The 15,014-nt window shown below is 70.9% G+C and carries 7 protein-coding genes; all 7 read left to right on the plus strand.

Features of this window, described 5'->3' with window-relative positions; translation table 11 throughout:
- Positions 1-406 precede the first annotated feature (406 nt).
- The 7 genes from F9278_RS34480 to F9278_RS34510 all read left to right on the plus strand — a co-directional run bounded on the left by F9278_RS34480 (position 407) and on the right by F9278_RS34510 (position 14,952).
- Complete coding sequence (locus tag F9278_RS34480) at positions 407-6,583, plus strand: type I polyketide synthase (protein ID WP_152171795.1); 6,177 nt, start codon at positions 407-409, stop codon at positions 6,581-6,583.
- The gene (locus F9278_RS34485) at positions 6,580-8,460 is read left to right on the plus strand and encodes a non-ribosomal peptide synthetase (RefSeq protein WP_152171796.1); all 1,881 of its coding nucleotides are present in this window, start codon (positions 6,580-6,582) and stop codon (positions 8,458-8,460) included. The genes F9278_RS34480 and F9278_RS34485 overlap by 4 nt, the downstream gene beginning before the upstream one ends.
- A 49-nt stretch (positions 8,461-8,509) precedes the next feature.
- The gene (locus F9278_RS34490) at positions 8,510-10,303 is read left to right on the plus strand and encodes a beta-ketoacyl synthase N-terminal-like domain-containing protein (RefSeq protein ID WP_152171797.1); all 1,794 of its coding nucleotides are present in this window, start codon (positions 8,510-8,512) and stop codon (positions 10,301-10,303) included.
- Between the two features lie 8 nt (positions 10,304-10,311).
- Positions 10,312-11,601, plus strand: coding sequence for a cytochrome P450 (locus F9278_RS34495; protein ID WP_152171798.1), 1,290 nt, complete (start codon positions 10,312-10,314; stop codon positions 11,599-11,601).
- Positions 11,598-11,831 (plus strand): MbtH family NRPS accessory protein, encoded by a 234-nt coding sequence (locus F9278_RS34500; protein WP_152171799.1) that lies wholly within the window; start codon positions 11,598-11,600, stop codon positions 11,829-11,831. The genes F9278_RS34495 and F9278_RS34500 overlap by 4 nt, the downstream gene beginning before the upstream one ends.
- A gap of 103 nt (positions 11,832-11,934) precedes the next feature.
- On the plus strand, positions 11,935-13,287 hold the full coding sequence (gene ccrA, locus F9278_RS34505) for a crotonyl-CoA carboxylase/reductase (protein ID WP_152171800.1): 1,353 nt from the start codon (positions 11,935-11,937) through the stop codon (positions 13,285-13,287).
- A 177-nt stretch (positions 13,288-13,464) separates the two neighbouring features.
- Entirely contained in the window at positions 13,465-14,952 is a 1,488-nt protein-coding gene (locus F9278_RS34510; protein WP_226967080.1) for an MFS transporter, read from the plus strand.
- Positions 14,953-15,014: the final 62 nt, after the last annotated feature.

Here is a 15,014-nt window from a genome sequence, read left to right on the forward strand (position 1 = left end):
CGGCGCGGTGCCGTGGGGCTGCCCGTGGCTCTGTCCCGGCAGGACGAGGACCGGCTGTACGCCGGCTGGAAATGGTGTTCCCTCCACCGTTTTTCCATCCACTCGGGAAGGCTTCGGGAATTTCCTCACGGAGCGATCATGTCGAGTTGATCCGGGAATTCTCAACCACTTTTTCCCGATGCCGCAGATCGGTGCATCAGATGAATCGGTGGGTCCGGAAGCAAGCGACACGAATCATCGACTCAGGCTTTTCCGTACATCGAACAAGTGCGTTTGCTCGGCTACCCCTCATCGCAAATAGTGGGGACGGTGATGCGCAAACGACCGCCGGAGAACAGTGCGGACGTGAACCGAAGGCCGGTTCGCACAACCCCTTCCGTAGCCTGAAATTCGCCTAGGATGAGACATGTCAGCTGATTCTGGCCCGCATGATATCCAGGAGATCAGGGAGTTCATTCTCTCCCGGCTCGTGGACATGCTCGGCCTGCTCCCGGACGGCATCGACAGATGGACACCGCTGCACCAGTACGGGCTTGACTCGGCGAAATCCGTGATGCTGGTCGCCGACTTGTCGGAATACCTGAACCGGCCCGTTCCCGTCACCATGGCATGGGACCACCCGACATTGGACGGGCTGTGCCGTGCGCTGCACGGCGACTCACGTCCCGAGGACTCTGGCGCACCGAGGGGTGGGCTGCGCCGACCGGTACCGGTCCCCGGTGCGCAGGAGCCGATCGCCCTGGTAGGTATCGGGTGCAGGTTTCCGGGGGCGCCGGACCCCTCCGCCTACTGGCGACTGCTCGTGGAGGGACGGGACGCCGTGCGCGCGGTGCACCCTGACCGGGCCGCGCGGCTGGGGCTCGGCGGCGATCGGCCACCGGTCCGCTTCGGCGGCTATCTCGACGACATCGATCTCTTCGATCCGCTGTTCTTCGGGATCTCTCCGCGCGAGGCCGCCTCGGTGGACCCCCAGCAGCGGCTGGTGCTGGAACTGGCCTGGGAGGCACTGGAGGACGCCGGTATCCCCCCGGGCGGACTGGCCGGCAGCGACACGGGCGTCTTCATGGGCTCCAGCTGGAGCGACTACGCGGCGCTGGCTCACCGGTCGGGCGTGCGGGAGGACATCGGTCCGCACACCGCGACCGGTACGCACGACAGCATCATCGCCAACCGCGTCTCCTACGCCCTCGGACTGCAGGGGCCCAGCATGGCGATCGACACGGCCTGTTCGTCCTCGCTGGTCGCGGTCCACCTCGCTTGTCAGGCGATCCGCGGCGGCGAGAGCGAACTGGCCCTCGCGGGCGGCGTCAACCTCAACTTCTTCACCGACCACTTCCTGGCGATGCAGCAGACCGGCGCGCTCGCCTCGGACGGCCGGATCAAGGCGTTCGACGCCCGCGCCGACGGCACCGTACGGGCCGAAGGGGCGGCGGTGGTCGTACTGGCCCCGCTGCGGACCGCGCTGGAGCGCGGCCTGCCTGTGTACTGCCTGATCCGTGGCAGCGCCGTCAACAACGACGGCATGAGCAACGGCCTCACCGCGCCCAACCCCCGTGCGCAGGAGACCATGCTGCGCACCGCCTACTCACGGGCCGGGGTCTCTCCGGCGCTGGTGGACTATGTGGAGTGCCACGGGACGGGCACCCGGCTGGGGGACCCGATCGAGGCGAAGGCCCTCGCCACCGTGCTGGGCCACGGACGGTCCCCCGAAGACGCCCTGCGCATCGGCTCGGCAAAGACCAACCTGGGCCATCTCGAACCTGCGGCGGGTGTCGCCGGGCTGGTCAAGGTGGCCCTCGCGCTGCGCAACGAGGTACTGCCGGCCAGCCTGAACTACAGCACCCCCAACCCGGAGATCCCGTTCGCCGAGGCCAACCTGAGGGTCCAGGACCGGACGACCCCCTGGCCCCGGCGCTCGGACGCGCGGCGCGCGGGTGTCAGCGCCTTCGGCTTCGGTGGCACCAACTGCCATGTCGTGGCCGAGGAGTTCGCCCACACGGAGGGTGCCCTGCTGCTGCTGAGCGAGGACTCCGGGCAGGCACTGGCCGACCGGGTCGCGGCGCTGCGGGCAGAACTGGCGGACTCCGCCGCCATCCCCCTGCCCCAGCTGTGCCGCGAGGCGCTCGACACGCGTGGTCCGGGCCCGTTCCGGCTCGCTGCCGCGGCCCGCGGCCGGAACGAACTCCGCGACCAGCTCGACGCGTTCGCCGCGGGCCGCCCCTTCCCGGGGCTGGCCACCGGCGGACCGGCCCCGCGCCGGCCCCGCGTGGCGTTCCTGTGCTCCGGCACCGGCAGTCAGTGGCTGGGCATGGGCAGGAGACTGCTCGCCTCGATGCCCGCCTTCCGCCGGGCGCTGCTGCGCGTGGACGGACGCGTCGCGCAGCTGGCGGGCTTCTCCGTGGTCGACCAGCTGCTCACGAGCGAGGAGCACGCGCGACTCGATGACATGGAGGTGGTCCAGCCCCTCCTGTTCGCCCTTCAGATCGCACTCGCGGACGCATGGCGCTCGCTGGGCGTGGAACCCGAGGCCGTCATCGGCCAGAGCATCGGGGAGTTCGCCGCCGCCCACATCGCCGGGGCGCTCGGCCTCGACGACGCGACGCTGCTGGCCGTGGAACACGCGCGGCTCGTCCAGCGGCACGCCGTGGGCCTCGGCGACTCCATGGTGGTCCTGGCCGACGAGGACACCGTCCTGCCGCATCTCGCCGCCGTGGGCGCGGGCCTCACCGTGGCGGGCCGCAACGGTCCGGGTTCGGTACTCGTCTCGGGCGGTGTCGCGGACCTCACGGCGCTGGCCGGGCGGCTCACCGCGGAGGGTGTGACGAGCCACCGGGTACGTATGGGGTACGCGTCCCACTCACCGCTGGTCGACCCGGTTCTGGAGCCGCTGCGCGCCGCACTCGGGGGGATCACGCCCGCCGCCACCCGCGTCCCGCTGATCTCCACGGTGACCGGGCGGGAGATCGCGGGCACCGACCTGGACGCGGACTACTGGGTGCGCAATGTCCGGGAGCGGAGCCTGCTCGGCGACGCCCTCGGCGCACTGGAGGAGCGCGGTGTCGACGTGGTCGTGGAACTCAGCCCGCACCCCGTCCTGCTCAAGCCGGTCCGCGACACCCTGGCCGGGCCCGTCCGTTGTCTGCCGTCACTTCGGCGCGGTACCGACGACGGCTGGAGCCTGCTGTCCTCACTGGGCGAACTGCACGCCGCCGGGCTGACGGTGGGCACGGAGTCCGTGGTCACCGGAACCCCGCAGCGCCATGGCGCACCCGCCGGTCACCGGGCGTTCGCCCTCGCCCCCTCCGCTCCGGTCACGGCGACCGACCGGCCGCATCTGGTGCCGGTGAGCGCCCACTCGCGGGACGCGCTGCTCGACGCGTGCCGGGCGCTTTCCGAGCACGTGGAGCGCGACACATCCCTCTGGCTGCCCGACCTCGCGTACACCCTTGCGCGCGGGCGCACCCCGCAGCGGCACCGTGTCGCGATCCTGGCACGCGACCGACGAGAACTCCTGGACGGGCTCGCGCGAGTGGGTACCGGGGAGCCGCACCCCGACCTCGTCCGGGACACCGCGGTCGGCGGTGCGGGAGAGCGCGTCGCCCTCGTCTTCTCCGGCAGCGGCACCCAGTGGCCCGGGATGGGCCGCGAGCTGCTCGACCGGCACCCCGGTTTCCGGGAGCGGATGGAGGCTTGCGACGCCGCGGTGCGGGCCGTGACGGGCTGGTCCGTGCTCGATGTACTCGCGGAACCCGCTGAGACCTCGCGGGTGGACGAGGTCGACATCCAACAGCCGGCGCTGTTCGCCCTCCAGGTGTCGCTGGCGGCACTCTGGACCGATCTGGGCCTGCGGCCCGCCGCGCTCGTCGGACACAGCATCGGCGAGGTTGCCGCGGCCTGCGTGGGTGGCGCGCTCTCGTTGGAGGACGGGGCGCGGATCGCCGCGGCCCGCTCGCATCTCATCCAGCATGCGCTGGGGCCGGGCGCCATGACCGCCGTGGAGCTGCCGGAGGAGGAGCTGATCCGTCATCTCGCCCCTTACGAGGGGCAGGCGTCGATCGCGGCCTTCAACAGTCCCACCAGTATCGCCGTGGCCGGTACGCCCCAGGCGATCCGCGCGCTGGAGGAAGACCTGCGGCGCGCGGGCACGTCGGCGCGCTCCCTGCGCGTGGAGCGTGCGGGGCACTGCGTGCTCATGGACCCGATCCTGGAACCGCTGCGCGAGCGCCTCCAGGGTCTTACGCCGTACCCGTTCGAGGTACCGTTCCGCTCCACCGCGCTGCACGGCACGGTGAACCCCGTCGTCGGCCCGGACTACTGGGTACGCAATCTGCGCAACCCCGTGCGGTTCGCGCCCACGATCGAGGCACTCGTCGACGACGGTGTGGACACCTTCGTCGAGATCGGCCCGCACGGCGCGCTGCGCGGGGTCATCGAGCAGATCGGGGCAGCCCGCGGCGTCGTCCTCCACGTGGTCGACTCCCTGCGGCGCGGCGCGAGCGACACCCGCGCCATTCTGTCCAGTGCCGCGTCGCTGTTCACGCGCGGCGTTCCGCTGTCGATGGCCACGCTGTACCCGGAGGGCGCACGACTGACCGGGGCACCGCTCGTGCGTTGGCAGCGGGAGCGCCACTGGCTGGGCACGGTCTCGCCGGGGCGGGACGCAGAGAGGGCGGCTGCGGCGCTGCCGGTCGGCGGGAACGACACGTCGGCGGACCGTGCGGCCGAGGCCGTTGCGACGACCGCCGCGCCGGACCGTACGCCCCGGGACATCATCCTCACCGAGATCGCCGAACTGCTGGGCATACGCCCCGACGGCCTTGCCTCCGATGCCCGGCTCCAGGACTTCGGTCTGGACTCGATGTTGGCCATCCGGCTGAGCAACCGCCTCCAGACACTGTTCGGGCATCGGGTGTCCCCGGCGGAGTACCTGCGCGGCGAGGCGCTCGCGGATCTCCTGGACCGGCTCGCCGAACTCGTCGCCGGGCCCGCGGAGCCAGGCACCCCCGAGCGCGCGTTCGGGGACGGCGCGAAGGGCGCGGAATCAGTGGCGAGGGACTCCTTCGTCGACGACCTGACGGACGAGGACGCCGGGGAACTGATGGCCGACCTGGTTGCCCGGGGGCTGCTGACGGCCGACGCCGGCACGGTACCCGCGCGGGAGTCGCTGCGGGCCGCGCTGACGCAACCCGGTGCCTTCGAACTGGCACCGGCGGGGCACGGGCAGGGCGCGATCTGGTTCATGCAGCAGCTGTCGCCGGACGGGGCCGCCTACAATCTGATGTTTGCCGCGCGTGTGGCGGCCGCCGTCGACGAGGACGCTCTGGACCGTGCGGTGCAGGCGGTGGTGGAGCGTCACCCGGCGCTGCGCACCGTCTTCGTCGACGTGGCCGGACGGCCGTTCCAGCTGATCCCCGCGGCGGCGGAGTACGACTTCCGCACGCTGGATGCCTCGGGGCTCAGCGACGAGGACGTGCACGACCTGCTCGTGGCCCACGGACACGAACCGATGGACCTCGACCGGGGCCCGATCCTGCGCGTGGCACTCCTGACGCGCGGGACCGAGGACCACTTCCTGCTCGTGGTGATACACCATGCCGCGGCCGACGCCGCATCGGTGGACGTCGTCATACGCGATCTGCGGGACTTCTACGCGCAGGCGCTCGACGGCGGCCCGGGCCCCCAGGAACCGGTAGCGCCGTACACGGAGTTCGTCGAGTGGGAGCGCACCTGGTTGCGGCAGCCCGAGGCGGCAGAGGCGCTGGCCTGGTGGTCGAAGCAGCTCGGCGACCCGCCGGCGCACCTCGATCTGCCGGGGTCGCGCGCGTCGGCCGACGGCCGGGAGGAGGGCGTCGACTACGCGGGCGCGGACATGACCTTCCGGTGGGCCGCCCGCGAGACACAGGAGCTCAAGGAGTTCGCCCTGGGCGCGGGTGTCTCCGTCAGCAGTCTGGTGCTGGCCGGGTTCTTCGCAACGCTGAACCGGGCGACCGGTGCCGAGGACGCCATCGTCGCCACGGCCGTCGCCCAGCGTGATCTGGCCGGCCGGGAGAACGCCGTGGGCTACTACCTCAACACCGCGCCGGTGCGCGCCCGGCCCTGTGGCGGGAGCACCTTCCGGGAGCTGCTGAGCGAGGTCCACGCGTTCTCGCTGGGCTTGCTGGAGCACATGAACTACCCCCTGGATCTGCTGGTGCGCGAACTCAACCCGCCGCGCCCACAGGGCCGTACGCCCTGGTTCGACTTCGCCGTGAACTGGCTGTCGGGCGATTCATTCACCTATGCCAACACGCTCTTCCACGGTGTCGGCGGGTCCGTCGGCACTTCGGAGGCACTGCCGCTGGTCCCGCTGCCGCTGCGGCGTGACATCGCGAAATTCGACCTGGAGATCACGATGGCCGATGTCGGGGCCGAGGTGGTCGGTCAGGTCCAGTACAAGCCCACACTTGTGGAAAGGGAGAACGTGACCATGTTCCTGGAGCGCTTCCGCTCCGTACTCTTTCAAGCCATCGCGGGCCCCGATGTGCCGCTCGACACGCTGGGCACTGCGCCCTCGCCCTCCGGCAGCAACGGGGCGGACGAGTGACGGCCGCCGTCGGAACGCTGCACGGGAGGCTGCTGGCGGTCGCGGCCACGACCCCCGGTGCCGCGGCGATCCTCTCCGACTCCGGAGTGACCACCTACGGCGAACTCGACCGCAGGTCGGCGCTGCTGGCCGAGTGGCTGACGGCCGAGGGTGTCGGCCCCGGGGTTCCGGTGGGCGTCTGCGCCGAGCGCACCCCCGATCTGCTGGTGGCGATCCTGGGGATCCTGCGCTCAGGCGCCGCCTATCTGCCGCTGGACCCCAAGTACCCCGACGAGCGGCTGCGGTTCATGGTCGAGGACAGTGGCACCCGGCTGGTGCTGACCACCCCTGGGGCCCGGGGGCACTGTCCCCGGGGTCCCGCGCTGCTGGTGCTGGACGGCGACACCCTCAGGGGCGAGGCCGGCGCCCATGACCGCAGCGCCCGGCCGGCGGCCTCCGTGCCCGTGGACTCCGCCTATGTCATCTACACCTCCGGGTCGACGGGGCAGCCCAAGGGTGTGCCGCTGAGGCACAGCAGTTGCGGGGCGATGCTCGACGAGGCCGAGCGGATCTTCGCCCATTGCGATCTGAGCGGGGTCGCGGCGGTCACGTCGATCTGTTTCGACCTGGCGGTCATGGAGATCTTCGCCCCGCTGTCGGCGGGCGGTGCCGTGGTGCTGCTGGAGAGTGCCGTGCACCTGGCCGAGAGCCCGCACCTGAGCCGGGTGACGCACCTCAACACCGTGCCGTCCGTCATGACGAGTCTGCTCGACGCGGGCGGGCTGCCGCCCGGGCTGCGTTCGGTGGTGCTGGGCGGGGAGACGGTGCGCCGCGCGCTGGTGGACCGGATCTACCGCGAGACCGACGTGGCACGGGTCTTCAACGGATACGGCCCGACCGAGGGTACGGTCTTCTGCACCTTCAAGGAGGTTCCGCGCGACGACACCGCGGAACCCTCGATCGGCACGCCGTCCACCACCGCCCGTCTCTACGTCCTGGACACGTCGCTGCGGCCGGTGCCCGAGGGCGAGCCGGGCGAGCTGTACCTGGGCGGTGCGGGGCTCACGTGGGGCTATCTCAACCGGCCCCGGCTGACGGCAGAGCGCTTCGTGCCGGATCCCCATGCGGACGGCGAGTACATGTACCGCACCGGAGACGTCGCCCGACGGCTGCCCGGCGGCGAGCTGGCGTTCGCCGGGCGTGTGGACCACCAGGTGAAGGTGCGCGGGTACCGCATCGAACTGGAAGAGGCCGAGGCACGGCTGTCCAGCTGTCCCGAGGTGCGCGAGGCGGCGGTCGCGGTGCGCGCGCCGGAGGGACAGCCGGAGGCGGGCTCGCTGGTGGCCTACGTCGTTCCACGCGACGGAGCGGACACGGCGCCGGGGGACGGTCCGTGGCTGGACGCCGGCCTGCAGGCCGGGATCCGGCGGCAGCTCGGAGCGTCGCTGCCCGACCACATGGTGCCCGACACCGTGGTGTTTCTCGCGGCGCTCCCCGTCTCACCCAACGGCAAGCTCGACCGGGCCGCGCTGCCCGTGCCACCGGCCGCCGAGGCACCCGGCGCGGAGGCACCGGCGAGCACCCCGACCCAGGTGGCCCTCAGCGAGATCTGGGGCGAGTTGCTCTCCCGCGACGCGCAGAGCATCGGCCTGCAGGACACGTTCTACGAACTCGGCGGCAACTCGCTGCTGCTGGTACGGCTGGCCCGACGGATGACCCAGCGCTTCGGCCGGCGAGTCGGAGTCGCGGACCTGTTCCGCTTCCGTGACATCGCCTCCCTCGCCACCTGGCTGGACGCGGACGGGGACAGTTCCGGTACGGACGCGATCCTGCAGGCCAGGCGCCGTACCGAGACCCGCCGCACCGTACGGGACCGCGGCCGCCCCTCAAGGGGCTGAGCCGTCCGCGTCCCTCGCTCTTGGAACCCAATCGGAGGTGTTGGCAGGCATGACAGAACCGCCTGAGCACGACTACGACTTCGGCGACATCGCCATCATCGGCATCGCGTGCCGCTTTCCCGGCGCGAACAACAAGGAGGAGTTCTGGGACAACCTTGTCAACGGCCGAGAGTCCATCCGTTTCCTGCGCAAGGAGGAAATCGAGGTGGACCAGGCCCTGGTCAACAATCCGGCGTACGTGGCGGCGTGCGCTCCGCTGGACGGTTACGACGAGTTCGACCCGGCGGTCTTCAACATTCCTGACCATGTGGCGACCCTGATGACCCCGGAGCACCGCATCTTCCTGGAGAGCGTCTGGGACGTCCTGGAGGACGCCGGCTACGACCCCGAGCGCCTGCAGGCCGAGGTCGGCGTCTACGCGGGGGCCAATCCGCAGACCCCGGCGCTCTACAGTTCCCCGCCCGACTGGGTCTCGGTCGGACCCGACGTGATGGACCGCAGCAACGCCTGGTTCACCGACACCATGACCTCGAACGCCCTGTACTACCTGGGGCTCACGGGCGAGGCGGTCACCCTGACCGCGGTGTGCACGGGGTTCCCCTACGCCGTGCATCTCGCGTCCCAGTCGCTGTTGCTGGGCCAGACGGACATGGCCGTCGCCAGCGGAGTCATGGTCCGGCTGCCGCAGTTGCGCGGCTACCTGTGGGAGGAGGGCCGGATCGCCTCCCGGGACGGGCACTGCCGCCCGTTCGACGCCAACGGCACGGGGACACGGCTGGCCAGCGGCGTCGCGACCGTGCTGCTCAAGCCGGTGCGGCAGGCCGTCGACGACCGCGACCACATCTACGCGATCGTCAGAGGCAGCGCCATCAACAACAACGGCGCCAGCGCGGTGTCGTACGGCTTCGCGCAACCCGAGCGGCTCAGCGCCTGTATGGCGGCCGCGCTGCACGTCAGCGGGGTGGGACCGGACACGGTGTCGATGTATGAAGCCAACACCTTCGGCCTGCCGATCACCGACGGGCTGGAGGTCCGTGCCGCAGCCATGGCGTACGACGGCCCCACCGGTACCGTCTCACTCGGCTCGGTGAAGGGGAACATCGGCCATGCCGGAGTGGCGGCGGGCGGGTCCGGCGCCATCAAGGCGGCACTCGCCCTCTACCACGGCCAGCTTGTGCCGACGATCAATCTGACCGAGGTCAACGAGGAACTCGACCTGCCGCACACCCCGTTCGCGCCCCAACTGGAGGGCGCGGATTGGAAACCCGCGGCCGGCATCCGACGGGCCGGTGTCACCGCGCTCGGCGGTGGCGGTTACAACGCGCACCTCGTCCTGGAAGAGCCACCGGTTCGGCGGTCCCGTGAGCCGGAGACCGGAGCACCGCGCCTGGTCGGCCTGTCCGCACGGGACGAGCGGGCTCTCGCCGCCCGCCGCACGGCACTGCGGGAGTGGATCGCCCGGCATCCCGAGGCACGGCTCGACGACATCTGCCTCAGCCTGAACCTGGGGCGCAGAGTCATGGCGCGGCGGTGGGCGGCCGTGGTGAGCAGCAAGGAGGAGCTGGTCGAGGCGCTCACCGCCGGGAGTGGTTCCCGGGTGGCCGCCACCAGTGCCCCGGTGCGGCAGGTGGACCTGTCGGGCCTGCGCCAGACCGAAGGCGGCCTCGCTCCGCGCGAGGCGCGGGAGGCCCGCGACGAGCAGACACTGCGCCGGCTCGCCGTGGCCTGGACGCAGGGGCTGGCGGTGGACCTTGCCGCACTGCACAAGGGCGATGAAGCCCACCGGGTCCCGCTGCCCGGCTACCCCTTCGAACGCCGCCGCTTCTGGCGCACCAGCTGGTGAGCGGCGCCATGCATCCCCTCACCTCCGTCACCGGCCCGCTCGCGCCCGGTGCTCTCGACCCCGACACGGTCGACCTCGCCGATCCCGCCACCTTCGCCGACCACGATCTCACGGCGTTCTGGCGCACTCTGCGGGACACCAGACCCGTCCACTGGAACCGGCCGACCGCGACGCGCCGCGGCTTCTGGGTGCTGTCGCGCCACGAAGACGTCATGGCTGTCCACCGCGACAACGAGAACTTCACGTCGGAGCGCGGCAATGTCCTGGTCACCCTGCTGGAGGGCGGTGACGCGGGCGCGGGCAGGATGCTCGCGGTCACCGACGGGCCGCGCCACGAGCAGTTGCGCAAGATCCTTTTGCGCTCGCTCGGCCCCCGGGTGCTGAGGCCGGTGGCGGCGGCGGTGCGCGCCAACACCCGGAGCCTGGTGCGGAAGGCCGTGGCCGGCGGCACCTGCGACTTCGCCCTGGAGATCGCCAGCCGCATCCCGATGAACACCATCTCCAACCTGCTGGGGGTGCCCGAGACTGACCGCGACTTCCTCCTGGGCCTCAACAAGACCGCGCTGAGCAGCGATGACGACGACGTCGACGAGGAGGAGTCGGCGATGGCCCGCAACGAGATCCTCCTCTACTTCCACGACCTGGTGGAGGAGCGCCGCAGGGCGCCCGGTGAGGACCTCATCAGCGTTCTGGCGCACAGCACGGTCGACGGGGCCACGCTCACGGACGAGGACGTCGTCCTCAACTGCTACAGCCTGATCATCGGTGGTGACGAGACGAGCCGACTGTCCATGATCGACAGTGTGTACTCGCTCGCCGCGCACCCCGAGCAGTGGCAGCGGCTCAAGAACGGCGAGGTCGGCGTCGACACGGCGGTGGACGAGGTGCTGCGCCGGGCGTCCCCGTCGATGCACTTCGGCCGTACCGCCCTGCGGGACATCGAGATCAACGGTGTCACGATCCGCCGCGACGACATCGTCACACTGTGGCACTACTCGGCCAACCGGGACGAGCGCGTCTTCGACCGGCCCGAGGTGTTCGACCTGGGGCGCGCTCCCAACAGGCAGATCTCCTTCGGCTACGGCCCGCACTACTGCGTCGGTGCCTATCTCGCGAAGATCGAGATTTCCGAACTGCTGCTGGCACTGAGGGACTTCACCACCGGCTTCGAGCCGGCCGGTCCGGCGCTGCGGCTGCGCTCCAACCTGCTGAACGGATTTCACAGTCTGCCGGTGCGGTTCTTCCCGGACCCGGCAGGACCGGCGTACGACGACGAGTTGCGGGAGGTGGGGCGATGAGCGGCAATCCGTTCGTCGAGGGAGACGGCCACTGGCAGGTGGTCGTCAACGGAGACGGCCGGCATGCCCTGTGGCGGCCGTTCTTGGACCTTCCGGCGGGTTGGCGGGTGGTCGCGAACTCGGCGGACCGGGAGGCGGCGCTGGATTACGTCCAGCTGAACTGGCGCATGCCGGGACCGGCCGCACCGGCCGCACCGGCCGAGCCCGACACCGGCACCGAACGCCGATGACGTCCGTCCGCCGACTGGATCGTTCGAGATGTTTCGCGGGTGCCGACGCCCGTGCAGGGAACCGCTCCGCGTCGCGGAGCCGTGCAGAGACCAGGAGACGAACATGAGCCAGCTAGCCGAAGCCGTGCTGAACGGAGCGTCGCCCGACGAGATCGAGAAGGCGCCGCTGCCCGACGAGTATCTGGCCCTCCACCTGCGGGCCGAGGACGTCACCATGTTCGACGGGGTGGCGGACAAGGACGTCCGCAAGTCGCTACGCCTGGGACAGGTCCCCATGCCCGAACTCGCGCCGGACGAGGTCCTGGTCGCGGTGATGGCCAGCTCCATCAACTACAACACCGTGTGGTCGGCGAAGTTCGAGCCCATACCCACCTTCCGGTTCCTTGAGCAGAATGCCCGGCAGGGCGGCTGGGCCGAGCGGCACAACCGGCCGTACCAGGTCGTCGGATCGGACTGCGCGGGCGTCGTCGTGCGCGTCGGCGCGGGCGTGCGGCGCTGGAAGGTGGGTGATCAGGTCGTGGTCCACCCCGTCCAGGCCGACGAGCAGGAGGCGGCCTCGCAGGCGGACGGCATGATGGGTGAGGAGCAGCGGGCCTGGGGCTTCGAGACGAACTTCGGTGCGCTCGCGGAGTACGGAGTCGTACGGGCGAGTCAACTGGTTCCCAAGCCCGCCCATCTGACATGGGAGGAGGCCGCGAGCAATCCGCTGTGCGCCGGAACGGCCTACCGCATGCTGGTGAGCGACCGCGGTGCCCGGATGAAGCAGGGCGACATCGTGCTCATCTGGGGCGCGTCCGGGGGCCTGGGCGCGTACGCGATCCAGTTCGTGAAGAACGGCGGCGGCATCCCTGTGGGCGTCGTCAGCTCCGAGGAGAAGGCCGCCGCGGCACGGGCGCTGGGCTGCGACATCGTGATCAACCGCTCCGAGCTGGGTATCACCGACGACGTCGGCGACGATCCGGAGCAGGTGATCAAGGCGGGCAAGCGGCTCGGCAAACTCGTCATCGAACGGGCCGGCCGCGCCCCCGACATCGTCTTCGAGCACACCGGCCGTGCCACGTTCGGCATCTCCGTCTTCGTGGTGCGCCGCGGCGGCACGGTGGTGACCTGCGGGTCGAGCTCCGGCTACCAGCACACGTACGACAACCGCTATCTGTGGATGCGGCTCAAGAAGATCATCGGCAGTCACGCCGCCAATCTCCAGGAACAGTGGGAGGCCCACCGGCTGTTCGAACGCGGCGACATCGTGCCCGCCATGTCGGCGGTCTATCCGCTGAGCGAGGCGGCCGAAGCCTGCCGGGTCGTCCAGACCAACCGGCAGGTAGGCAAGATCGCGGTCCTGTGCATGGCCCCGCGCACCGGTCTCGGGGTGACCGATCCCGAACTGCGCGCACGCATCGGCGAAGAACGGCTCAACCCGCTGCGGGGGCGTACGGAAGGCCCGGAGCGGCTCTGACGGTCCGGAGCACTCCGGTCGGCGCCGGCCCCGCTGGACCGACGGCCCGCCCTGCGGACCGTCGGTCCAGCCACCGCGTCGGCGCCCCTGGCACGAGGCCGCCGATCGAACCCTCCCGCCGCGGTACTCCCTGAACTCGATCCCATCGGACGAAGGACGTCATGACGGATGGACGGCGTGACAGACTCACCCACCACTCCCCAGCCCCCCACGCTCCGGGCCGCGCGTCGGGGCTCCCGCCGGTTGGCCCTGGGTGTGATCTGCCTGGGCCAGTTGATGATCGTCCTGGACGGAACGGTCGTGTATGTGGCCCTTCCGGCGCTCCAGCGCGGCCTGGACCTGTCGCCTTCGGGCCTGTCCTGGGTCGTCAACGCCTACCTGGTCCCCTTCGCGGGTCTGCTGCTCCTGTCGGGCAGGCTGGGTGATCTGCTGGGCCGCACGCGTGTCTTCGTCATGGGCATGGCGGTGTTCACCGTGGCGTCGCTGCTGTGCGGGCTGGCCGGCGGCCCAGGCCTCTTCCTGGGAGCACGCGTCGCGCAGGGGGTGGGCGGAGCGCTGGCCTCGGCGGTCTCGCTCGCCATGGTCGTCGCTCTGTTCCCCGACCCGGGCGAACGGGCCCGCGCCCTGGGGGTGTACAGCTTCGTCCAGTCGGCCGGGGGCACCTTGGGACAGCTGGTGGGCGGCGTCCTCACCCAACTGGCGGGCTGGCCCTGGATCTTCTTCGTCAATGTGCCGTTCGGCGTACTGACCCTGGCCCTGGCGGTACGGTTCCTGGACGGCGGCCGGGACAACGGCCCGGCCCGCTCGCTGGACGTCATGGGCGCGGCCCTGGTCACCGGGGCCCTCAGCCTCGCCGTCTACACGATCGTCGGCGCCTCGGACCATGGCTGGAACTCCCCGCACACGCTTGGCCTCGGCGCCCTGGCTGCCGTCATGCTCGCCGGTTTCACCCTGCGGCAGACCAGGGCGGCGGACCCGTTGCTGAGCCCGCGTTTCCTCGCGAGCCGTACCGTCACCGGTGCCCTCGTGACTCTGGCCCTCCTGTTCGCCGCCGTCTACGGCTTCCAGTTCCACGCTGCGCTGTACATGCAGGACGTCCTCGGCCTCGACCAGTTGCGAACCGGCGCGGGTCTTCTCCCGGCGTCCGTGCTCATCGGTCTGATGTCGCTGGTCGTCGCCCCCTGGCTGATCGCCCGTCTGGGAACCCTGGTGGTGCTGTGGGGGTCGCTCCCCCTGGTCGGCTCGGGGCTGTTGCTCTTCGGCCAGGTGTCGCCGGACGGCAGCTATGTGAAGGACGTCCTGCCGGGAACGGTCCCGCTCGGCATCGGCCTCGGCCTGGTCATCCCGGCCTTGGCCGACCTGGTGATGTCCGGCGCCGACGCCCGCGATTCAGGTCTCGCCTCGGGTGTCTTCAGCACGATGCAGCAGATCGGTAGCGCGCTGGGGCTCTCGGCGGTGAGCGCCCTGGCGGTCCACCGCACCGCCGAACTCACCGCGGACGGCACCGACTCCGCGTCGGCCCTCACCTCCGGCTACCGGCTGGCCTTTCATGTGGGCCTGGTGCTGGTGCTGCTGGCATGGCTGGTGGCCGTACGGACCCAGCGTGCCCCGAGGGCGGTTCGGCCGGGCCCGGGGGACGCGGAACAGGAGCAAACCTCGATGTGACGACGACTCCTGCACCGGGCCCGCCCGGCCTGGTGCAGGACCGGGCCAGGCGGCACTCCGCG

It is taken from the genome of Streptomyces phaeolivaceus (assembly GCF_009184865.1).
Taxonomy (GTDB): Bacteria; Actinomycetota; Actinomycetes; order Streptomycetales; family Streptomycetaceae; genus Streptomyces; species Streptomyces phaeolivaceus.

Excerpts from the sequence above, each read along its gene's own strand:
- F9278_RS34480 (WP_152171795.1), top strand. The coding sequence starts at position 407 with ATGTCAGCTGATTCTGGCCCGCATGATATCCAGGAGATCAGGGAGTTC.
- F9278_RS34490 (WP_152171797.1), top strand. The coding sequence starts at position 8,510 with ATGACAGAACCGCCTGAGCACGACTACGACTTCGGCGACATCGCCATC.
- F9278_RS34495 (WP_152171798.1), top strand. The coding sequence starts at position 10,312 with ATGCATCCCCTCACCTCCGTCACCGGCCCGCTCGCGCCCGGTGCTCTC.
- F9278_RS34500 (WP_152171799.1), top strand. The coding sequence starts at position 11,598 with ATGAGCGGCAATCCGTTCGTCGAGGGAGACGGCCACTGGCAGGTGGTC.
- ccrA (WP_152171800.1), top strand. The coding sequence starts at position 11,935 with ATGAGCCAGCTAGCCGAAGCCGTGCTGAACGGAGCGTCGCCCGACGAG.